Genomic DNA, 20,782 nt, shown 5'->3' with positions numbered 1-20,782 from the left:
GCGGCGACGACGCGCTGCTGACGGAGACAAGGGTGAGATCATGAGTGGGTGGGGGACCTGCGCGGATCGCCAGGCGGCGATCCGGACATCGGTCGTATTTGCAGCCGTTCTGGCGACGGGGATCGGACTGGTGCCGCTTGCGGCGCAGGCGACCGACAAGACCGACGGCGAGGCGGCGCGCTACGCGGTGGGCACGACCGGCATCGAGTGCGCGTCATCGCCCTGCCCGCGCCGCGGGATCTGGATCCCGCACGGCAAGGACGAGACCCCCGCCAAGATCCGTCACACGCTGCTGTTCGCCGACGAGGACGGATCGGTCGACCTGCCCAACCTGCTCGGATCGCCGGCCGACCGCGCAGCGGTCGACGCCGCCTGGCGCGACGGATCGTGCCTCGTCGTCGAGGGCTCCTTCGGCCCGCACCCGAAGACCGGCATTCCGCAACTTTCCGTCAGCCGGATCGTCGGTCCCTGCTGAGGCGGGCCGGCGCATATACCGGGGCATAGCCTGACACCGCGGAGACGGCCCGCATCGAATCCGGCACCGATTGCCGCCGGGAGCCCCGAGGCCGGCCAGGCTCCCCGTCCAGACCGAAGCAGTCCGAACGAGGCAGCCTCGACCGGCGAGACCGGTCAGTTGGGGGTCGGCGGCGTCTGGCGCTGGCTGTTGGCTTTCTCCAGCACGTCGTTCTGCGCCATCACCAGCGCCTCGATGCACTGCTGCTCCTGTCCGGCGCTCCTGGCCTCGCGGGCCTGGTCGAGGTGGGACTTCGCGGTGGTCGTCTCCAGACCGGCGTTGTCCGCCTGGCCGATCAGACTCTCGATCTGCGGCAGCGCCTGCTGACACGTCGGGGTCGAACGGGCCGCTCCGTCCTGTGGCGCGGCCGTCTGCGCCAGACCAAACGATGTCGACAGCGCCAGAGCAGCGGCGGAAGCCAAGATAACTTTCATACAAACCTCCAAAAGGCGGCTTACAAAGCGCCTCGTTCTTCGATTATTCTTTGGTATTCTTGAATTCTGTCGCGAATTTGCGCCGAACAAGATCATTCAGTGGACGCGCGCCGTCTTTCGACCATATCGACGGCGCGGCTCACGGCCTTGGGAGGGCGCAGAGCCAGCCAGCGGGCGAGGCTTTGATGCAGCGCAATGTGGCAAGCGCCCTGCGGGAGGAGACTTCAGAAGGCGGATGGCGCTTCACACCGCCCTCCCGCCTGCCCCCCCGGAGAGGATTGACCCGATCATGCAGAACAGCGCCCGCGCATGGTGGCTCCGGCTCCTCGTCGTCGCGGTGCTGGCGGGAGCAGCGGCCTTCGTCTGGATGTCGTTGCGCAACGAGACGCTGCCGCCGGGCTTCGCGTCCAGCAACGGCCGGATCGAGGCGGTCTCCATCGACATCGCCAGCAAGGTCGCCGGGCGCATCGAGAGCGTGCTCGTCGACGAGGGCGATCCGGTCACGGCCGGCCAGTTGCTCGTGCAGATGGACACGGCGACGCTGCGCGCCCAGCGGCGCGAGGCGGAAGCCGAGCTCCGGCGCGCCAACATCGCCATCGAGACGGCCACGGAATTGGTCAAGCAGCGCACGTCGGAGCGGGAAGCCGCCGATGCCGTCGTCGCCCAGCGCACGGCGGAGGTCAACGCCGCCCGCAAGCGCCTCGACCGGACCGAGCGGCTGACCGAGCGCGGCACCACCTCGCTGCAGACGCTCGACGACGACCAGGCGGACTTCGAGGGCGCCCGCGCGGCGCTGGCCGCCGCTAACGCTCAGGTCGCCGCGTCGGAGGCCGCCATCTCCCAGTCGAAGTCGCAGATCGTGTCGGCCGAGGCCGCCGTGGAGGCGATCAAGGCGCAGATCGAGCGCATCGACACCGAAATCGAGGATTCCGCCCTGCGCTCGCCGCGCGACGGACGGGTGCAGTACCGCGTCGCCCAGCCCGGCGAGGTGGTCGCCGCCGGCGGCACCGTGCTGAACATGGTCGACCTGACCGACGTCTACATGAACTTCTTCCTGCCGACGGCCGCCGCGGGCCGCCTGCACGTGGGCTCGGAGGCACGGCTGATCTTCGACGCCGCGCCGGAATATGTCGTGCCGGCCACGATCTCCTACGTCGCCGATGTCGCCCAGTTCACGCCGAAGACCGTCGAGACCCAGGAAGAACGGCTGAAGCTGATGTTCCGGGTGAAGGCGCGGATCGCGCCGGAGCTGCTGCGCAGGTACCTGAACATCGTCAAGACCGGTGTGCCTGGCGTCGCCTACGTGAAGATCGACTCCGGCGCCGAATGGCCGGACGACCTGCAGGTGAAGCTGCCGCAATGACCCCGACGGCGGCCCGTGACGGAGACGACGGTCCGGCCGCCGGGTCGGTGGCGCGGCTTTCCGACGTGTCGCAGCGCTACGGAAAGACGCTGGCGCTCGACGCCGTCAGCCTCGACATCCCCGCCGGCCGGATGGTCGGCTTCATCGGCCCCGACGGGGTCGGCAAATCCAGCCTCCTGTCGCTGATCGCCGGCGCGCGCGCGATCCAGGCCGGAACCGTCATGGTGCTGGGCGCGGACATGGGCCGGACCGCCGCGCGCGACGCGGTGATTCCGCGCATCGCCTACATGCCCCAGGGGCTGGGCAAGAACCTGTATCCGACGCTGTCGGTGCGCGAGAACCTGGAGTTCTTCGGGCGGCTGTTCGGTCACGCTCGGGCCGAACGCGACCGTCGGATCGACGAGCTCACCCGGGCGACGGGGCTGCGGCCCTTCATCGACCGGCCGGCGGGCAAGCTTTCGGGCGGCATGAAGCAGAAGCTGGGGCTCTGCTGTGCGCTGATCCACGATCCGGACCTGCTCATCCTCGACGAGCCGACCACCGGCGTCGACCCGCTGTCGCGCCGGCAATTCTGGGATCTCATCCGGACACTGCGCACCGGGCGGCCGGGGATGAGCGTCATCGTCGCGACGGCCTACATGGAAGAGGCGGCGTCGTTCGACTGGCTGGTCGCCATGGACGCCGGGCGGGTTCTGGCGACCGGAACCACCGGGGAGCTGCTGGCGCGCACCGGCCGCGCCACCCTGGAGGCGGCCTTCATCGCGCTGCTTCCGGCCGAGATCCAGGCCGCGCATCGGGAGGTGACGATCCCGCCGCGCGCCGACGGCGACGGGCTGGCGATCGAGGCGGCGGGACTGACCAAGCGCTTCGGCGCCTTCACCGCGGTGGATCATGTAAGCCTTGCGATCGAGCGCGGCGAGATCTTCGGGTTCCTCGGATCGAACGGCTGCGGCAAGACCACCACCATGAAGATGCTGACCGGCCTGCTGCCGCCGAGCGAAGGCTGGGCGCGGCTGTTCGGGCACGAGGTAGACCCGAACGACCTGGAGACCCGCAGGCGCGTCGGCTACATGTCGCAGGCCTTCTCGCTCTACACCGAGCTGACCGTACGGCAGAACCTGGAGCTGCACGCGCGCCTGTTCCAGGTCTCCCGCGACGAGATCGCTCCGCGCGTCAGGGAGATGAGCGAGCGCTTCGATCTCATCAACGTCGCAGACGCGCTTCCGGACTCGCTGCCGCTCGGCCTGCGCCAGCGCCTGTCGCTCGCGGTTGCGATGATCCACAAGCCGGAGATGCTGATCCTCGACGAGCCGACCTCCGGCGTCGATCCCATCGCGCGCGACAGCTTCTGGCAACTGCTGTCCGACCTGTCACGCAACGACCGGGTGACGATCTTCATCTCCACCCATTTCATGAACGAGGCGGAGCGCTGCGACCGCATCTCGCTCATGCATGCCGGCCACGTCCTGGTGTCCGACACGCCGGCCGCAATCGTTGAGCACCGCGGCGCGGCGAGCCTGGAAGACGCCTTCATCGACTACCTGATGGAGGCCGTGGAGGGCGGCGAGGTGGAGGAGGCCCAGTCGGTCATAGGCGAGCCGCTGGAAACGAGCCCCCAGCAGAGCGCGGGTGGCGCTGGATGGCGGCGCTGGTTCGATCCCCGGCGCATGTTGAGCTACTCCGCACGGGAGGCGCTGGAGCTCCGGCGCGATCCGGTCCGACTGACGCTGGCGCTCCTCGGTAGTCTGATCCTGATGTTCGTGATGGGCTACGGCATCAGCCTCGACGTGGAGAATCTCACGGTCGCGGTGATCGATCGCGACGACACCACGCTCAGCCGAGACTACGCCCAGAACCTCACCGGCTCGCGCTATTTCGTCGAGCAGGATCCGCTGACGAGCTACGAGGAGCTCGACCGGCGCATGCGCGAGGGCGAGCTCGGCGTGGCCATCGAGATTCCGCCCGGCTTCGCTCGCGACCTCGCGCGCGGACGACCGGTCGAGATCGGCGCCTGGATCGACGGCGCGATGCCGACGCGGGCGGAGACGATCCTCGGCTATGTCGAGGGCATGCACGCCACCTGGCTTTTGAAGAAGGCCCGCGAGCGGGGACAGGCCGCCGCTGTCGCCCAGCCGGCGAGCGTTGAAATCCGCTACCGCTACAACCCGGACGTCAAGAGCCTGGTCGCGATGGTGCCGGCGGTGATCCCCATCCTGCTGATGATGATCCCGGCGATGCTCGCCGCCCTGAGCGTGGTGCGCGAGAAGGAGCTCGGCTCGATCGTCAACTTCTACGTGACGCCGACGACGCGGCTGGAATTCCTGATCGGCAAGCAGATCCCCTATGTCGCGGTATCGATGCTGAGCTTCCTGATCCTGGTGGCAGCCGCCGTGACGGTCTTCGACGTGCCGCTCAAGGGCAGCTTCCTCACGCTCCTGCTCGGCGCGCTGATCTACTGCTTCTCATCCACCTCCGTCGGTCTGTTCATCTCCACCTTCACCAGCAGCCAGATCGCGGCGATCTTCGGTACCGCGATCCTCACCACGCTGCCGGCAATCAGCTTCTCCGGACTGACCGACCCGGTTTCGTCGCTTGAGGGCTTCGGGCGCGTGGTCGGCGAGGTCTACCCGACCGCCCATTTCCTGACGATCGCGCGCGGCACCTTCTCCAAGGCGCTCGGCTTCTCCGACCTTCACACGTCGTTCGCCATCCTCTCCGCGTCGGTGCCGGTGCTCCTTCTCCTGACCTCCGTCCTCCTGAAGAAGCAGGAGCGCTGACGCCATGCGGCTTTCCAACGTCATCCAGCTCGGCATCAAGGAAATCCGGTCGCTGGCGCGCGACCGGACCATGATGATCCTGATCCTCTATGCCTTCACGCTGGCCGTATATGCCGGAGCGAGCGCCGAGCCGGACAGCCTGAACCGTGCCCCGATCGCGATCGTCGACGAGGACCGCTCCGCCCTCTCCCAGCGCCTCGTTGATGCGTTCTATCCGCCCTACTTCGTGCAGCCCAAACTGATCGACCACCGCGAGATGGACGCGCGCATGGACGCCGGGCTCGACACCTTCGCGCTCGATATTCCGGTGGACTTCCAGGCCGACGTGCTCGCCGGCCGGCAGCCGGCGGTACAGCTCAACGTGGACGCCACCCGAATGAGCCAGGCCTTCACCGGGACCAGCTACGTCAACCAGATCATCTCCGACGAAGTGGCGGAGTTCGTGAACCGCTACCGCGACGGATCCGAGGTCTCGATCGCGCTGGTGCCGCGCTCGCGCTTCAATCCCGAACTGAACAAGACCTGGTTCGGCTCCGTCATGGAGCTGATCAACAACGTCACGCTGCTTGCCATCGTGCTTACCGGAGCCGCCCTCATTCGCGAGCGCGAGCACGGCACCATCGAGCATCTTCTGGTCATGCCGGTGACGCCACTGGAGATCATGACGAGCAAGATCTGGTCGATGGGTCTGGTCGTGCTGGTCGCGACCGGCTTGTCGCTCGCCCTGGTGATCCACACGCTCCTCAAGGTCCCGCTGCACGGGTCCATCATGCTGTTCCTGTTCGGCGCGGCGCTGGAGATCTTCGCCACCACGGCACTCGGGATCCTGCTTGGAACGATTGCCCGCTCGATGCCGCAGTTCGGGCTCCTGTTCGTGCTGGTCCTGTTGCCGATGCAGATGCTCTCCGGCGCCATGACGCCGCGGGAAAGCATGCCGGAGTTCGTCCAGGTCATCATGCTGGCGTCGCCCAACACCCATTTCGTTCTATTGGCCCAGGCGGTCCTGTTCCGCGGCGCCGGCTTCAGTGTCGTCTGGCCGCAGTTGCTGTCGCTGGCGGCGATCGGCGCGATCCTGTTCGCGATCTCGCTGACTCAGTTCCGCAAGAGCATCAGCACCATGGTCTGATCGCCCGCCGGGGGTGCTCCGGTACCCTTCGCAGGTCGCAATGGGCCTTGTTGGACGAGCGGGAAAAAGGCGCCGAAACAGAACGACGCAGCGCCGCTGCAATCGATTGCATTTCGAGTGCGACCCCGCTAGCTTGTCCGCTCGATAGCCTTGCAGCCCCGGAAGAGGGCGCAGCGGCGGGCCATCGCATGACCCGCCCGAACCCGGAACCTCCCTCGCATGCCGGCAAACGCCGGGACGAGAGATCACGGCTCCGGAATCAACAAGTCGAGCCGTCGCCTGACCTCCGATCGCGGTGATCCGGGCAACGGCGGCTCCAGGGAGAACGCGCCATGCTGACAATCGATCGGCGGACCATGCTCGCCGGCATGATCACCGCAACGGCCGCCGCCCCGCTGACCTTCGGTCGCAGGGCGCTGGCGGCGACGGAAACCATCCAGCTGACCATCTCGTCGAGTCACCCCACTGTGATCCCGTGGGTGACGCCGCTGAAGACGATCGTCGTCGACAAGTCGAACGCGCTGCTCGAGGAGCGCGGCAGCAACTACCGGATCGACTGGACCGAGGCGTTCGGCGGCACCCTCTACAACTTCAACGACACGCTGGAGGCGGTCAGCCAGCAGCTGACCGACATGGGCTGGATCGGCGCGCTCTGGGAGCCCTCCACCCTGCCGCTGCAGAACATCATGTACTCGACCCCGTTCGCCACATCGAAGGTGAGCCAGGCGATCGAGGTGATGAACACGCTCAACGACACCGAAGACGCCATGAAGAAGGAGTGGAAGGACCAGAACGTCGCCTACTTCGGTTCCTGCGTCTCCGACGGCTATCACCTGTTCACCAAGAAGCCGGTCAACACGCTGGCCGACCTGGAAGGCATGAAGCTGCTGGGCGTGCCCGTGTGCGCGCCGTGGGTCGAGCCGCTCGGCGCGACCCTGATCAACACCGGCATTCCCGCGATGTACTCGCAGTTGCAGACCGGCGTGGGCGACGGCACCATCCTGATCGCCACCGGCGCCTATCCGCTGAAGCTGCATGAGGTGGCGCCCTTCGTGACGCGCGTCGACACCGGCCCCCTCACCTTCGGCGGCTTCGGCGTCAACGCCGACACCTTCGATGCCCTGCCGGATGACGTCCAGCAGGTGATCGCCGAGCTCGGCCGGGAATACTCGCTGGAGAACGCTCGCCTGATCGAGGAGCGCGAAGGCCAGGTCTTCCAGAAGTTCGCGGCGGAAGGCGCCACCGTTTCGGTGATGCCCGAGGAACAGCGCGTCGAATGGGTCAACCGCCTGCCCGACCTGGGCAAGATCTGGGTGGACACCAACGAGGCGAAGGGCGTGCCCGCCCGGCGGATCATGATCGAGTTCATGGAAACGCTGCGCTCCGTCGGCGGCGAACCGCTGCGCGACTGGTCCGCCAACGTCTGAGCCCGACCCGCCCCTGCCCGGTGGCAGGGGCGACCGACTTTCGGCCTCGGCGAAGTCCGCCCCCTGCTCCCTCCCATCACGTGAGTCGTCCATGCCCGCTGCCGGCCATCCGGAGACCACCCCGACCACGTCCCGGCTCGACCGGCTGACGGGTTACGTTCCGCTTGCCCTCTCGGTCGTCGCGTCCACCACCATCGTGGTGATGATGCTGGCCATCTGCGCCGACATCGCGCTGCGGTTCCTGTTCAACCGGCCAGTCTACGGGGTCACCGACTTCGTTGCGAACGGCATCGTCGCCTGCGTCTTCCTGCAGCTCGGCGCCACGATCCGGAACGAACGGCTGATCGGGGTGGAATTCATCCTGGCACCGCTGACGACCTACCGGCCGATGGTGGCCGCCGTCCTCAACACGCTGTTCTTCGCCACGGCCGCCTTCCTGTTCTACCGGATGTTCGCCTACCTGCTGGAGGACTTCATCGACGCCTACGTGTCCGGCGAGTTCGACGGGGCGGTGGGCGCCTACCAGATGGCGCTGTGGCCGTTCAAGGCGGCGGTGGCGCTCGGCGCCGCGGTTGCCCTGTTCGAGGTGGTGCGACGCATGGGGCTGTCGCTGCGCGACGCGATCCGGCTCGGCCGCGACGACATTGGCCCCAACGTCATTCCGCTGATCATCGTGTTCGCGTTCGTCCTGGGCGCGGTCTTGCTGTTCGGCTACGGCGGGCTCGACCGGGTGACGCTGGGCATCGCCTGCTTCCTCGGGCTTCTGCTGCTGGTCACCTGCGGCATGCCGATCGCCTTCGCGCTTCTGGCCATGTCGTTCATTGGCGTCTGGCTGGCGCGCAACAACATCGTCGTGGCCGACAACGCCCTGGGGATCGCCGCCAGTGGCGCCATCAAGTCGTTCGAGTTCGGCGTGGTGCCGCTGTTCGTGCTGATGGGGCTGATCCTCGACAAGGCCGACGTCGGCCGCGACGCCTTCCAGGTGGCCGTGCTGGCGCTGCGGCGGGTGCGTGGCGGCCTCGGCATCGCCACCGTCGCCGCCAACGCGGTGTTCGCCTCGATCACCGGCTCCTCGATCGCGTCGGCCGCGGTGTTCAGCCGGATCGCCGTGCCGCCGATGCTGGAGACCGGCCACACCCGCCGCTTCGCCGTCGGCACCGTCGCCGGGTCGTCGGTGCTCGGCATGCTGATCCCGCCGAGCCTGCTGCTGATCATCTACGGCCTTCTGGCGGAGGTCTCGATCGGCTCGCTGTTCATCGCGGCGATCGTGCCGGGCATCCTGCTCGCCTGCGCGTTCTCGGCGCTCATCCTGGTGCTCGCGCGCTTCTTCCCCGAGTTCACCGGAGAGGCGGCGCCGCTGGCGGAATACGAGGCGATGTCCGCGTCCGGGATCGCCGGCCGGCTGCTGCCGGTGGTGTTCATCGTGTTCGTGGTGATGGGCGGCATCTACGGCGGCGTGTTCGCACCGACGGAAGCCGGCGCCGCCGGCGCCTTCGGGGCGGTGGTCGTGGGCCTCGCCCGCCGCAAACTGAACTGGAAGGTGTTGAGGTCGCTGGCGCTGGAGACCGGCTACATCACCGCGGGGCTGCTGTTCCTGATCATCGCGGCCAACCTCTACGGCCGGATGCTGACGCTCACGACGATCCCGATGCAGATGACGGAATTCATCGCCTCGCTCGACGTCAGCCTCCTGGGTTTCATGCTGCTCTATCTGGCCGTCGTGGTGCTGCTCGGCATGATCCTCGATTCCGTGTCGATCATGCTGATCATGCTGCCGATGGCCCTGCCGGTGGTGGCCGCGCTCGGCGGCGACCTCATCTGGTTCGGCATCGTCACCGTGATCGCCATCGAGATCGGGCTGCTGACACCGCCATTCGGCCTGAGCGTGTTCGTGGTGAAGGGCTCGCTTCCACCGGGGTTCGTGTCGCTGTCCGACATCTTCACGGGCGCGGCCCCGTTCGTCATCACCATGGTGCTGGTGACCATTCTCCTGGTGCTGGTTCCGGCGATCAGCACCGTGTTCCTGTAACCCTTTCGACCGACGAGGCAGGCACGATGGCCTTCACACTCATCAAGGGTGGCCAGGTGGTCACCATGGATACCGAGCTCGGCGACTTCACCCGGGCCGACATCCTCATCGAGGACGACGTCATCAGCGCGGTGGGGCCGGACCTCGACGCGCCGGCGGGCGCCACCGTCATCGAGGCGCACGACCGCATCGTCATGCCGGGCTTCGTCAACGCCCACATCCACACCTGGCAGACGGGCCTGCGCGGGCTCGGCAGCGACTGGACGGGCACCAACTACTTCCGCGCCATGCATGCCGGGCTCGCCGGCTTCTTCACGCCCGAGGACATCTATCTCGCCAATTTTATGGGCGCGCTGAACCAGCTCAACGCGGGCGTCACCACCCTCGTCGACTGGCACCACAACAACCCCACCCCCGATCACACCGACGCCGCCGTCGACGGGCTCCTGGAAGCCGGGATCCGCGCCGTGTTCCTGCACGGCTCGCCGAAGCCGGATCCGAAGCCAGGCCAGCGGCCCTATACCGAGATCCCCATGCCCCGCGGCGAGGTGGAGCGTCTGCGCAAGGGCCGCCTCGCCAGCGACGACGCGCTGGTCACCATGGGGCTGGCGATCCTGGGACCGCAGATCGGCACCGAGGAGGTGCTTTTGGAGGACCTGCGGCTCGGGCGCGAGTTCGATCTCGTCACCTCCATGCACCACTCCCAGGCGCTGATGAACGCGCCGGACGGCTACAAGCGCGCCGAGGCCGAGGGCCTGATCGACCGCCGCTTCAACGTCGTCCACGGCAACGAGATGACCGATGCCGACCTGACGCGGCTCGTCGACAACGGCGCCAGCTTCGCGGTCACGGCCGAGGTCGAAATGCAGATGTGCTACACGGACCCGCTGTCGGGGCGGCTGCTGGCCATGGGCGGGCCGATCGCGCTGGGGTCGGACGTCGAGAGCGCTTTCGCCGCCGACATGTTCGCCGTCACCCGGATTTCGCTGCAGACCGAACGGCACCTGACCAGCCTCCGCATGAAGGCGGTCAGCGGCGAGCGCCCGCATCCGATCCCGGTTACGGTGAAGCAGGCGCTCGGATGGGCGACCATGGGCGGCGCCCGCGCCTTCCGGCTGGAGGACAGGGTCGGCTCGCTGTCGCCGGGCAAGAAGGCGGACATCGTCCTGCTGCGCGCCGACGACATGAACATGATCGGCGTGCAGGACCCGGCCAACGCGGTCGTCTGCTACGCGAACCCCGGCAACGTCGACACGGTGCTGGTGAACGGGCAGGTGATGAAGCGCGACGGCAAGCTGCTCGTCGACGGCCTCGGCGAGACCGCTGAGCGCCTCATCGCGTCCGGCCGCCGCATCGTCTCGGACTTCCGGGCGAACGCGCCGACCGCCAGCTTCGCCTGATCCTGCGGACGCGGCCCGTCCGGAGCAGCCGACCGATCGGGTCAGTGGGCGTGGCCGTGTCCGGGAACGGGGTCGGCGGTGCAGACCGCCGCCTCGGCGACGGTCTCGCGCCCCGGCGCTTCCAGCTCGACGGTGGCGTGGCCGACGCCGAACTCGTCCGCCAGGCGCGCACGGATCCCCGCCGCGGCCATCGCGGCGTCGGTATCCTGGGACACGACCGCGTGCAGCGTGACCAGCACCTTCTCCTCCGACAGCGACCACAGATGCACGTGGTGGATCTTCTCCACCCCCGGCACGCTGGCCGTGAGATCGGCGGCGATGGCGGCGGGCTCGACGCCGCGCGGCGCCCCTTCGAGCAGGATGTGGGCGGATTCGCGCATCAGCCGGATCGTCGTGCGCAGGATCAGCAGTCCGACCAGGATCGACAGGATCGGGTCGATCATCGTCCAGCCGTAGAACAGGATGACGCCGCCGGCGATGATCGCCGCCACCGATCCGAGCAGGTCCGACAGCACGTGCAGGACGGCGGCCCGGATGTTGAGGCTCTCCTTGTTGCCGCCCGAGAGCACGAGGAAGGCGGCGATGTTCACCAGAAGGCCGAGCCAGGCGACGATGAGCAGCGGAATTGAAGCCACCGGTTCCGGGGCGGCGATGCGCCCGACGGCCTCGATGAAGATCCAGACGGTCAGCAGCAGCAGGACGATGGCGTTGGCGAAGGCGATCAGCACCGGCATCCGGTGATGGCCGAAGGTGAGCTCCGGCGTCGCCGGCTTGCGCAGCTGGCGGAACGCCCACCACGCCAGGAACAGCGCGACGGAATCCGTCATCATGTGGGCGGCGTCGGCCAGCAGCGTCAGCGAGTTGGCGATGATGCCGCCCGCCGCCTCGGCAATCATGAAGCCGCCCGTGAGCACCGCCGCGATCAGCGTGGCGCGCTCGTTTTCCGACGCATGGCTGTGCGAGTGGCCGTGGGAATGGCCGTGACCGTGATCGTGCGCTGCCATGGTATCCTTTCGGCGCTTCTGCCCCTTTCGGGAGCCGCTTCAAAGTTGCTGGTACCGTCCGGTCCGGCAAGGCTCCGGGGCAATCGGCCCGAGACTTCCGCTGCCCTTGCGGCGGGCCCGTGCCCGATGCGCCATGCTCTACGGGATCGCCGCGCCGATCTCAAGGCCGGATACCCGATTTTTATTGCGCGCGCGCTCAGAACATCACAAAAAATCCGGCAAATGCGTGGATGCGCAAAGCAAATCTTAATCGAAACCCATACCGTAACTTTATAACATCTCTTGAGTAGATGTGTTTCCCGTCCGGGCTCGGCTTCGTCGGGCACGCAGGCGCACCCGGCCTGCGCCATGGCACCGCCTCGACCGCCGAAGGGCGACTCGGCCATAGTCGCTCGCGCGAACCGCAATCCCGCCGGAGACCGGACGATGGCCACGCCCGCGATACGCCGCCTGTGTGCAGCCGGCCTCCTGCTCCTGGTGAGCACCGTCGCGGCCAGCGCGACCGAGGCCCAGCCCTCCGCGGCTGAGCCAGATGCTTCGCCAGCGGCGGCGATCGCCGATCCGGCGGCCGTCGCGATCCCGACGCCAGAGGCGAAGCCCGCCGTGCCCGAGGATTACGCGGCGCCCCCGCCCGACCTCTCCCAGCCGGCGCGCTTCCTGTTCGGCGCGCGGACCGCCCCCTCCCCGGCGCCGACCCGGTCCATCGGATCCTATGCGCGCGGCTGCCTGGCCGGCGCCGTCACGCTGCCGGTCGACGGTCCCGACTGGCAGGTGATGCGGCTGTCGCGCAACCGCAACTGGGGTCACCCGAAGCTCGTCGACTATCTGGAGCGGCTTGCCGGCGACGCGCCGGCACTTGGCTGGAACGGCCTGCTGGTCGGCGACATGTCGCAACCGCGCGGCGGCCCGATGATAACCGGCCACGCCAGCCACCAGATCGGCCTCGACGCCGACATCTGGTTCCTGCCGATGCCCGACCACGCGCTTTCGGCCGACGAACGCGAGGAAATCAGCGCGATCGAGGTGACCATGGCGGGCGCCTTCGAGGTCGACCCCGCCATCTGGACCGACGCCCACAACCGCCTGCTCAAGCGTGCCGCGTCCGACCCCGACGTCGCGCGCATCTTCGTCAGTCCCGGCATCAAGCGGGCGCTCTGCGAGTGGGCGGCGACCGATCGCGGCGCGGAAACCTGGCTGCGGCGCATTCGGCCCTGGTACGGACACAAGGATCACCTGCACGTCCGGCTGACCTGCCCGGCCGGCGACAAGAGCTGCCGCGACCAGTCCCCGCCGCCCGCCGGCTCCGGTTGCGGCTCCGAGCTCGCCTGGTGGTTCACCGACGCGCCCTACAAGCCGAAGCCGGGCACCCCCGCGGAGCCGAAGGAAACGATGCTGGCCGACCTGCCCGCCGCCTGCCGCGCCGTGCTGCTGGCCGACTAGGCGAGGCTTCGCGAAGGACGCTCCCTGAGACGACCAGAGGGTCCCGGGCCGTGAACCGGTCGACCGCGCCGGACGTAGACATGTGGAGCGAAGCCTGGAGCCGCTCTTCCGACCATGGCATCGCGCCCGGGCGGATCCGGCTCCCGTTGGGACAAGACCTGTGGGCACCGTGATCGATGAACGCATGACCGCCCAGATCGATGGCGATTTCGTCGTCTTCCTGATCGGCCTGCGCGTCAACAAGCCGTGGAAGATCCACAAATGGTTGCCCGTGGTCCGAGCCATGATGCGGATGATGGCCGAACTCCACCGCCTTCCCGCCGCGGAAACGGGCTTCCTCGGGCGATCCGGTGCCGGCCCCGGCACGATCGTCCAGTATTGGCGAAGCTTCGACCATCTGGAGGCCTATGCCCGCGCGACCGATGCCGCACATTTTCCGGCCTGGACGGCCTTCAACCGTCGCATGAAGACCAGCCGCGGCGACGTCGGCATCTGGCACGAGACGTTTGTGGTCCGGGCCGGCCAGTATGAGACGCTGTATTCCGGCATGCCCCCGTTCGGCCTGGGAAAGGTCGGCGCGCTGATTCCGGCCACCGGCAACCGCAGCGAGGCCCGGGCCCGCCTCACCGGCTGAGCCGGCGCCCCCACTCAATCCAGACGGATGCGGTCGCGGAAGGCCTTCGGCTTGTCGGCATAGAGCTTCGCGCCGAGCCGGAATGCCTTCTTCTGCAGCTTGGCCCGGCGCGCGTCGATGACCTCGTGGATGCGGTCGGCCGAGCGTCCGTCGCCGGCGAGCAGCGGGTCGTCGAGCAGGCGCGCGGCAAGCACCGCATGGTCGTGCTCGAGCCCGAGAAGCTCGCCGAGGGCATCGAGATCCGCGACAACCTTCTTCGTCGTCGCCTTGCCGGCCCCCTTCGCCATGCGGCTCAGATGGAAATGGTGCTTCACGCGCTTGCGCCACTCGTGGAACGGGTGCTCGCCTTCCCCCGCGCGCGCCGCCGCCATCGCCTTCCGGGCGGCCTTGTAGGCCCGTTCCAGTTCGCCCCGGAACAGCGCCGCTCCGTCTTCGGGGTCGCCGAGCGCTTCCGCTTCGGCCTGGGCCGAGCGCAGGCGTTCGACGACGTGATCGACCGGCGTTTCCGTGGAGTGGGCCGCCTCCGCCTCGCGCGCGACGCCGAGGGCGATGTCTCCGATGACCGGCTTCAGCTTGCCCGGAGCATGCTCCGACAGGCCGGTGGCGGTGGCGGCCATGACGTCGAGATCACGTGTTCCGGAGAGCGCCGCCGCGGCATCGCGCAGTTCGCCGCGACGTCGGTCGTAGTCGCCGCCGAGATGCGGCTTCAGGATGCGCAGGACCGAGCGGGCGTGCTTGAGCTTCCTCCGGGCGGTATGAACCCGCGCCTCGCGCGCGAGACGATCGTCGCAGAGGGCGGCGATGGCGTCCGCGAGATCCGCCACCAGGAGACGCTTGAGGTCGCGCCCCACATCGTCCGACTTCACCAGTACTCCCGGCATACGGTACGCGCCCTTCCCCGGCCCGGACGGCGCGCCCCGGCGGTCAGGAGGCCGGCGCGCCGAGGCCGAGCCCCGTCGGGCAACTCACACCGGTTCCACCAAGACCGCAATAGCCATGCGGGACCTTGTGCAGATATTGCTGATGATAGTCCTCGGCGAAATAGAACGGTGCGTCGGCGTTGATCTCGGTGGTGACCGGGGGGAACCCGCGGGCCGCCAGCGCCTTGCCGTAGGCGGCCTTCGAAGCCTCGGCGGCGGCGAGCTGGGCCTCGGTGCTGGTGAAGATCGCCGACCGGTACTGGGTGCCGACGTCGTTGCCCTGGCGCATGCCCTGGGTCGGGTCGTGGCCTTCCCAGAAGGCCTTCAGCAGCTCCTCGAACGAGATCACCGCCGGGTCGTAGACGACCTTCACCCCTTCGGTGTGGCCGGTCTGTCCGCTGCACACCTCGTTGTAGGTCGGGTTCGGCGTCGGGCCGCCGATGTAGCCGACCGCGGTCACCCAGACGCCCTCGAGCTGCCAGAACAGGCGCTCGGCGCCCCAGAAGCAGCCGAGCGCGAACACCGCCGTCTCGGTGCCGTCGGGATACGGCCCCTTGAGAGGATTGCCGTTGACGGCATGCAGCTTCGCCGTCGGTATCGGATCCGGACGGCCGGGGATGGCCTCGGAGCTGGAGGGCAGCGACAGCTTCTTCGACAGCATGTTCAGGAGCGACATGGATTGACCTCGTTCGTTGAAGCGATGGCGATGCGGCCCGCGAAGGTGGGGATCGCCGGTCGGACCGGCATCCCCCGAATCTCACTTCCTATCTGGGGCGCCAGAGCACCCGCGCAAGCACCAGTACCACGATGCCGAGCACGCTGAGCACCGCCCAGCCCGGGGCAATCAGCAGGCCCTGGATGTACGGATCCCACAGCGCCGGGCTGATATAACGCTGAACAACCGCCTGGGAGAGGTTCAGGCTCCCCGGGCTCAGGGCATACCACCACTCTCCGAGCGACGTGGAGTCGTTGTGGCCGATCTGGACGCTGTGGAAGACATCGTAGGCACCGGCGGCGAGGCCGGCGAGGAAGAGCCCCCAGCCGAGAAGCCGCAGCGGCAGGCTGACTATCCACAGAAGCGTGCGCATCGGATCCTTTCCACCGCGTGCCCTTTCCAAGGGCCCCCGCGCCTCCCCGGCCGTCGGCGCGAGAGGGGTCTGCCCCATCGCCCCACCTCCGCGCCATTGGCCGCGGGCCACGCGCATCGCCGCGATGCGAGGCGTGTTGTCGCCGATCGGACCAGGCCCGTCCAGCGTCGCCCTTATCGGGAGACGCGTTCCGACGATGGCTCCGGGTCTGCGCGCACTGCTCGTGGCCCGCTGACAGCACCTTCCACCGGGCAACCGGCAAACACACATGGGCCGGCGCGTCCGGGCGACCAGCTGGACGCCTTTCTTTCACGCGCGGGACGGCGGATCGGATCACCGGCGGGCACCTTCGACGCGGTTCTCGTGGGCGAACGTGCATTTCACGCGTCTTTGCTCTTGAACGCCCGCCTGCGGATCGGCTAGACCCTGCACTCTCCTTCGATCGAGGATGGTGTTGGCCGCCATTGCGGCGCCTTGGGACACGTCGATCGAACGAGATGCGGATCCGGGATCCGGCGTGGAATGCGCCGACGTCTTCCGCCGCGTCGCGAGAGCGCTGGATGGGTGGCCGAGTGGTCGAAGGCGCACGCTTGGAAAGCGTGTAGGCGGGAAACTGTCTCGTGGGTTCGAATCCCACCCCATCCGCCACCGACCGCCGTCGAACGGTGCGCAAGGTTTCGGTGGCCTCCAACTTTCTCGACGCCGTTTCGTTTCGCGCGATCGAGCTCGTCGGCAGCGTCCGGCCCCGCTTTAGCGGTCTCACCACGTACGTCTTCCTGTCCCTCCACGAGGTCGATCTGGCAGCGCCTGCATTGCAAGCGCCTGGGCGACGACACGGACCGGCCTCTTCGCCTCACCCCGGAGGGGTGTCGATCGCGCCCCGGCGACTTCGGCTCCGGTCGGCAGGTGGATATCGTCGACGCGCTTCAAGCCATGATTTGCCCCCGCGGCGGTAATCCGCGGGGGCGCCACCGGCGACAACAGGGCCGTCCCGGGCGAAACGTCGCAGAGCCTCCCTATCGGCGAACTTGCCGGAACCCGCACGTATAGGCGGCGTTCCCCAACCCGTCCGCATGGAGGTTATGATGAGCGAAGAACCCCGCCGCCCCGCTCACAGCCCGACCGATCAGGATCCAGACACGCCGTTCTATGACAGCGCCGCCGGCGGATGGGGATCGCTGAAGGGCGTCTCCCGGATCTTCGGGGAGGCCAGTTCCTCGGTCGCGCTGCGCATTCTCGCCAAGCAGAACAAGCCGGGCGGGATGATGTGCAGCGCCTGCGCCTGGGCCAAGCCCGCCAAGCCACACACCGCGGAGTTCTGCGAGAACGGCGCCAAGGCGACGTTCTGGGAGGTGGACTCCCGCCGCGCCGACGCCGAGTTCTTCCAGGCGCACACCGTGTCCGAACTGCGGACCCTCCACGACCACGATCTGGAGAAGAGCGGCCGCCTGACCGACCCGCTGCGCTACGACCCCGAGAGCGACCGCTACCTGCCCGTGTCCTGGGACGACGCCATCTCGGAAATCGCGAGCGAACTGCGCGCGCTGCCGCCGGAGCAATCGGTGTTCTACGCCTCCGGACACGCTGGGCTGGAGGCCTCGTACCTCTATGCGCTGTTCGCCCGGGCCTTCGGGCACCAGAACCTGCCGCAGTCGTCCAACATGTGCCACGAAACGACCTCGGTGAACCTGAAGTCGTTCATCGGAACGCCGGTCGGCACCTGCACGCTCGAAGACTTCGAGCACTGCGACACGATTTTCTTCTTCGGCCAGAACACCGGCACCAACAGCCCCCGCTTCCTGCATGTGCTGAAATCCGCCGTCGATCGCGGCTGCCGGATCGTCACCTTCAACCCGCTGCGCGAACGCGGATTGATCGAGTTCGTCGACCCCCAGGACATCGTCCAGATGACGGTCGGAAGCCCGACCAGCATCTCGCACCGCTATTTCCAGGTTCGCCCCGGCGGCGACATCGCGGTGCTGGCGGGGCTCATCAAGTGCGTGCTGGCGGCGGAAGACGCGGCCCCTGGAACGGTGATCGACCGCGGCTTCATCGCGAGCGAGACCACTGGCTACGAAGAGATGGTGGAGGCCGTCCGCAACGTTTCGTGGTCGGACATCGAGGCCCACTCCGGACTGACGCGCGCCATGATCGAGGAAGCCGGAGAGATCTATCTGGCGGCGGACAAGGCCATCGGGATCTACGGCATGGGGCTGACCCAGCACGTCAACGGCTGGCTCAACCTCGGCATGCTGTGCAACCTCCTGCTGATGCGCGGCAACATGGGCCGGCCGGGAGCCGGGATTTCCCCGGTGCGCGGTCATTCCAACGTGCAGGGGCAGCGGACGGTCGGTGTCGGCGAGAAGAGCGCGCACATGCCGGCCGACAAGCTGCGGGAGCTGTTCGACATCGACCCGCCGACCGAGGACGGACTGAACGCGGTTCACGCATGCGAGGCCATCCTGGACGGCCGGGTCAAGGCGCTGATCTCGCTCGGCGGCAATCTCGTTCGCGCCCTCCCCGATCGCGAGCGCATGGAAAAGGCCTGGCCCAGCCTGCGCCTGACCGTGAACATCGCGACCAAGCCGAACCGCTCGCACCTGACGCCGGGGCAGCGGGCCTTCCTCCTTCCCTGCCTCGGCCGGACCGACAAGGACATGCAGTCGAGCGGCCAGCAGGCGGTCTCGATGGAGGATTCCCTTTCCCACGTCTCCGGCTCGATCGGACCTGCCGATCCGCCAGGCGAGAACGTCCGGTCGGAGGTGGCGATCGTGGCGGCCATCGCGAAGGCCACCCTGCCCGCCAATCCCAGGCTGAAATGGGACGACTGGACGGGCGACTACGGCCTGATCCGCGACCTGATCGCGGCCACCTACCCGGACGACTTCGCGGACTTCAACGCGCGGATGTTCGAGCCAGGCGGCTTCTATCGCGGCAATCCGGCGCGCGACCGGACGTGGAACACCGAGAGCGGCAAGGCGCAGTTCACCACGCCCACGACGCTGTCGGCGCTGGGACAGGAACCGTCCGGCGAGGGCGTGATGACCCTCGTCACGCTGCGCTCGAACGATCAGTTCAACACCACGATCTACGCGTTCTCGGACCGCCTGCGCGGCCTGGAGGGAAGCCGGGAGATCCTGCTGATCAATACCGACGAGATGGAGCGGCTCGGTCTTGCGAAAGGCCAGAAGGTCGCGCTCGTCTGCGCGGTCGAGGATGGAGTCGACCGACGGGTCGACGGGTTGACCGTCACGCCCTACGACCTGCCGCCGCGCTGCGTCGCCGGTTACTATCCCGAGCTCAATCCTCTGGTGCCGCTCGGCTATCACGAGAAGAATTCCCAGACCCCCGCCTACAAGGGCACGCCGGTGCGGATCGTCGCCTGAGCACGGAAGGGACGCGCTGGACGGGATGCCCGGGATCTGGGTCATGGTCAACCTGATGGGGCGGATGGGGTGATCCGCACGGCGTCGGCGAACCTCGACGAGGTCGCGCGCGGCGTGAACCCGCGCGCGACCGGCGAAGGGAGCGCTAGCCCTTCAGGAAGGCAAGGATGTCCGCGTTGATCGTCTCCGCTTCCGTCGTCGGCATCCCGTGCGGGAAGCCCTCGTAGGTCTTCAGCGTCCCGTTGGGGAGAAGCTTCGCCGAAAGCGGCGCGGAATCGGCATAGGGCACGATCTGGTCGTCGTCCCCGTGCATCACGAGAACCGGGACCTGGATCTTTTTCAGGTCCTCGGTGAAGTCGGTTTGCGAGAACGCCGCGATGCCGTCGTAGTGGGCCTTGGCGCCGCCCATCATGCCCTGCCGCCACCAGTTCGCGATGACGCCCGGCTGGGGCGCCCGATCGGGCCGATTGAACCCATAGAAGGGTCCGGCGGCGATATCCTGGTAGAACTGGGCACGGTTCAACGCGACCTGCGCGCGGAAGCCGTCGAACACCTCGATCGGCAGTCCGCCCGGATTGGCCTCGGTCTTCACCATGATCGGAGGGACGGCGGAAATGATGACCGCCTTCGACACGCGAGCTTCACCGTGGCGGGCGATGTAGTGGATCACTTCGCCGCCGCCGGTCGAGTGACCGATGTGAACGGCGTTCCTCAGATCAAGCGCTTCGGTCAGCGCGGCCAGGTCGTCGGCGTAATGGTCCATGTCGTGGCCGTCCGCCACCTGGGTCGACCGGCCGTGACCGCGGCGGTCGTGTGCGATGACGCGGAAGCCGTTGTTCAGGAAGAACATCATCTGGGCGTCCCAGTCGTCGGACGAGAGTGGCCAGCCGTGGCTGAACACGAGAGGCTGCGCGTCGCGCGGGCCCCAGTCCTTGTAGAACAGGGTCACGCCGTCCTTGGTGGTCACGGTGTCCATTGAACTGTCTCCTGGTGTGGCGGGCGCGGGCTGGGCAACTGCGGCGCCGCCGATGGCCAGCCCCGCGAAGGCGATCCCCGTTGCCGCCAGAACCGTCCGGCGGTTGACGTTGCTGAACGTGATGTGATCGGTCATCGTCGACGCTCCGTTGCAGTCCCTTCCGGTCTAAGTCAGGAGCAACCTCCCTGCATCCTGCCCCTTGGCATCGGCGCGCAAGACTTCGGCAGGGTGCAGTCTAGCCTTCGGTATAATCCGGCCGACGAA

General features: G+C 67.8%; 16 protein-coding genes and 1 tRNA gene. 11 read left to right on the top strand and 6 right to left on the bottom strand.

What is annotated here, in order from left to right; translation table 11 throughout:
- Positions 1–40 precede the first annotated feature (40 nt).
- On the top strand, positions 41–475 hold the full coding sequence (locus tag AB7M35_RS20340; protein ID WP_453962282.1) for a hypothetical protein: 435 nt from the start codon (positions 41–43) through the stop codon (positions 473–475).
- Positions 476–630: 155 nt separating this feature from the next.
- Here the strand turns inward: AB7M35_RS20340 and AB7M35_RS20335 are convergent, their stop codons facing one another.
- Positions 631–948 (bottom strand): hypothetical protein, encoded by a 318-nt coding sequence (locus AB7M35_RS20335; protein WP_453962279.1) that lies wholly within the window; start codon positions 946–948, stop codon positions 631–633.
- 289 nt (positions 949–1,237) lie between these two features.
- Between AB7M35_RS20335 and AB7M35_RS20330 the strand changes: the two genes are divergently transcribed.
- The 6 genes from AB7M35_RS20330 to AB7M35_RS20305 all read left to right on the top strand — a co-directional run bounded on the left by AB7M35_RS20330 (position 1,238) and on the right by AB7M35_RS20305 (position 11,070).
- A complete protein-coding gene (locus AB7M35_RS20330; protein WP_453962277.1) occupies positions 1,238–2,311 on the top strand; it encodes an HlyD family secretion protein in 1,074 nt (357 codons plus the stop codon).
- Complete coding sequence (rbbA, locus tag AB7M35_RS20325; RefSeq protein WP_453962274.1) at positions 2,308–5,088, top strand: ribosome-associated ATPase/putative transporter RbbA; 2,781 nt, start codon at positions 2,308–2,310, stop codon at positions 5,086–5,088. The genes AB7M35_RS20330 and rbbA overlap by 4 nt, the downstream gene beginning before the upstream one ends.
- 4 nt (positions 5,089–5,092) lie before the next feature.
- Positions 5,093–6,214 (top strand): ABC transporter permease, encoded by a 1,122-nt coding sequence (locus tag AB7M35_RS20320; protein ID WP_453962272.1) that lies wholly within the window; start codon positions 5,093–5,095, stop codon positions 6,212–6,214.
- A 332-nt stretch (positions 6,215–6,546) separates the two neighbouring features.
- Positions 6,547–7,641, top strand: a complete 1,095-nt coding sequence (locus AB7M35_RS20315; RefSeq protein WP_453962270.1) for a C4-dicarboxylate TRAP transporter substrate-binding protein — start codon at positions 6,547–6,549, stop codon at positions 7,639–7,641.
- Positions 7,642–7,732: 91 nt separating this feature from the next.
- Positions 7,733–9,670: a TRAP transporter large permease subunit gene (locus AB7M35_RS20310; RefSeq protein ID WP_453962269.1), complete on the top strand. Its 1,938-nt coding sequence runs from the start codon at positions 7,733–7,735 to the stop codon at positions 9,668–9,670.
- A 26-nt stretch (positions 9,671–9,696) separates the two neighbouring features.
- Positions 9,697–11,070 carry an amidohydrolase family protein gene (locus AB7M35_RS20305; RefSeq protein WP_453962267.1) on the top strand — a complete coding sequence of 458 codons (1,374 nt, stop codon included), beginning with the start codon at positions 9,697–9,699 and terminating at the stop codon, positions 11,068–11,070.
- Between the two features lie 41 nt (positions 11,071–11,111).
- On the opposite strand, the gene AB7M35_RS20300 is transcribed toward AB7M35_RS20305, so the two are convergent.
- The gene (locus AB7M35_RS20300; protein ID WP_453962264.1) at positions 11,112–12,074 is read right to left on the bottom strand and encodes a cation diffusion facilitator family transporter; all 963 of its coding nucleotides are present in this window, start codon (positions 12,072–12,074) and stop codon (positions 11,112–11,114) included.
- Between the two features lie 426 nt (positions 12,075–12,500).
- Here AB7M35_RS20300 and mepA point away from each other — a divergent pair, with 426 nt between their 5' ends.
- Together mepA and AB7M35_RS20290 are read left to right on the top strand one after the other, a co-directional pair.
- Positions 12,501–13,514, top strand: coding sequence for a penicillin-insensitive murein endopeptidase (gene mepA / locus AB7M35_RS20295; RefSeq protein WP_453962263.1), 1,014 nt, complete (start codon positions 12,501–12,503; stop codon positions 13,512–13,514).
- Between the two features lie 160 nt (positions 13,515–13,674).
- The gene (locus tag AB7M35_RS20290; protein WP_453962261.1) at positions 13,675–14,148 is read left to right on the top strand and encodes a DUF4188 domain-containing protein; all 474 of its coding nucleotides are present in this window, start codon (positions 13,675–13,677) and stop codon (positions 14,146–14,148) included.
- Between the two features lie 14 nt (positions 14,149–14,162).
- Here the strand turns inward: AB7M35_RS20290 and AB7M35_RS20285 are convergent, their stop codons facing one another.
- The 3 genes from AB7M35_RS20285 to AB7M35_RS20275 form a co-directional block, all read right to left on the bottom strand.
- The gene (locus tag AB7M35_RS20285; protein ID WP_453962260.1) at positions 14,163–15,014 is read right to left on the bottom strand and encodes a CHAD domain-containing protein; all 852 of its coding nucleotides are present in this window, start codon (positions 15,012–15,014) and stop codon (positions 14,163–14,165) included.
- A gap of 58 nt (positions 15,015–15,072) precedes the next feature.
- Positions 15,073–15,744 carry a peptide-methionine (S)-S-oxide reductase MsrA gene (gene msrA / locus AB7M35_RS20280; RefSeq protein WP_453962258.1) on the bottom strand — a complete coding sequence of 224 codons (672 nt, stop codon included), beginning with the start codon at positions 15,742–15,744 and terminating at the stop codon, positions 15,073–15,075.
- A gap of 88 nt (positions 15,745–15,832) precedes the next feature.
- Positions 15,833–16,156, bottom strand: a complete 324-nt coding sequence (locus AB7M35_RS20275; protein WP_453962257.1) for a hypothetical protein — start codon at positions 16,154–16,156, stop codon at positions 15,833–15,835.
- 558 nt (positions 16,157–16,714) lie between these two features.
- Here AB7M35_RS20275 and AB7M35_RS20270 point away from each other — a divergent pair.
- Positions 16,715–16,804: transfer RNA gene (locus AB7M35_RS20270), tRNA-Ser, on the top strand.
- A 437-nt stretch (positions 16,805–17,241) separates the two neighbouring features.
- Positions 17,242–19,542 carry an FdhF/YdeP family oxidoreductase gene (locus AB7M35_RS20265; RefSeq protein ID WP_453962256.1) on the top strand — a complete coding sequence of 767 codons (2,301 nt, stop codon included), beginning with the start codon at positions 17,242–17,244 and terminating at the stop codon, positions 19,540–19,542.
- A 145-nt stretch (positions 19,543–19,687) separates the two neighbouring features.
- Here the strand turns inward: AB7M35_RS20265 and AB7M35_RS20260 are convergent, their stop codons facing one another.
- On the bottom strand, positions 19,688–20,518 hold the full coding sequence (locus AB7M35_RS20260; protein WP_453962576.1) for an alpha/beta fold hydrolase: 831 nt from the start codon (positions 20,516–20,518) through the stop codon (positions 19,688–19,690).
- Between the last annotated feature and the right edge of the window lie 264 nt (positions 20,519–20,782).

It is taken from the genome of Amorphus suaedae (assembly GCF_053629675.1).
This window is presented reverse-complemented; position numbering and strand designations above follow the sequence as displayed.

Excerpts from the sequence above, each read along its gene's own strand:
- AB7M35_RS20275 (WP_453962257.1), bottom strand. The coding sequence starts at position 16,156 with ATGCGCACGCTTCTGTGGATAGTCAGCCTGCCGCTGCGGCTTCTCGGC.
- msrA (WP_453962258.1), bottom strand. The coding sequence starts at position 15,744 with ATGTCGCTCCTGAACATGCTGTCGAAGAAGCTGTCGCTGCCCTCCAGC.
- AB7M35_RS20315 (WP_453962270.1), top strand. The coding sequence starts at position 6,547 with ATGCTGACAATCGATCGGCGGACCATGCTCGCCGGCATGATCACCGCA.
- AB7M35_RS20305 (WP_453962267.1), top strand. The coding sequence starts at position 9,697 with ATGGCCTTCACACTCATCAAGGGTGGCCAGGTGGTCACCATGGATACC.
- mepA (WP_453962263.1), top strand. The coding sequence starts at position 12,501 with ATGGCCACGCCCGCGATACGCCGCCTGTGTGCAGCCGGCCTCCTGCTC.
- AB7M35_RS20330 (WP_453962277.1), top strand. The coding sequence starts at position 1,238 with ATGCAGAACAGCGCCCGCGCATGGTGGCTCCGGCTCCTCGTCGTCGCG.
- AB7M35_RS20300 (WP_453962264.1), bottom strand. The coding sequence starts at position 12,074 with ATGGCAGCGCACGATCACGGTCACGGCCATTCCCACGGCCACTCGCAC.
- AB7M35_RS20340 (WP_453962282.1), top strand. The coding sequence starts at position 41 with ATGAGTGGGTGGGGGACCTGCGCGGATCGCCAGGCGGCGATCCGGACA.
- AB7M35_RS20265 (WP_453962256.1), top strand. The coding sequence starts at position 17,242 with ATGAGCGAAGAACCCCGCCGCCCCGCTCACAGCCCGACCGATCAGGAT.
- AB7M35_RS20260 (WP_453962576.1), bottom strand. The coding sequence starts at position 20,518 with ATGGACACCGTGACCACCAAGGACGGCGTGACCCTGTTCTACAAGGAC.
- AB7M35_RS20320 (WP_453962272.1), top strand. The coding sequence starts at position 5,093 with ATGCGGCTTTCCAACGTCATCCAGCTCGGCATCAAGGAAATCCGGTCG.
- AB7M35_RS20310 (WP_453962269.1), top strand. The coding sequence starts at position 7,733 with ATGCCCGCTGCCGGCCATCCGGAGACCACCCCGACCACGTCCCGGCTC.
- AB7M35_RS20335 (WP_453962279.1), bottom strand. The coding sequence starts at position 948 with ATGAAAGTTATCTTGGCTTCCGCCGCTGCTCTGGCGCTGTCGACATCG.
- rbbA (WP_453962274.1), top strand. The coding sequence starts at position 2,308 with ATGACCCCGACGGCGGCCCGTGACGGAGACGACGGTCCGGCCGCCGGG.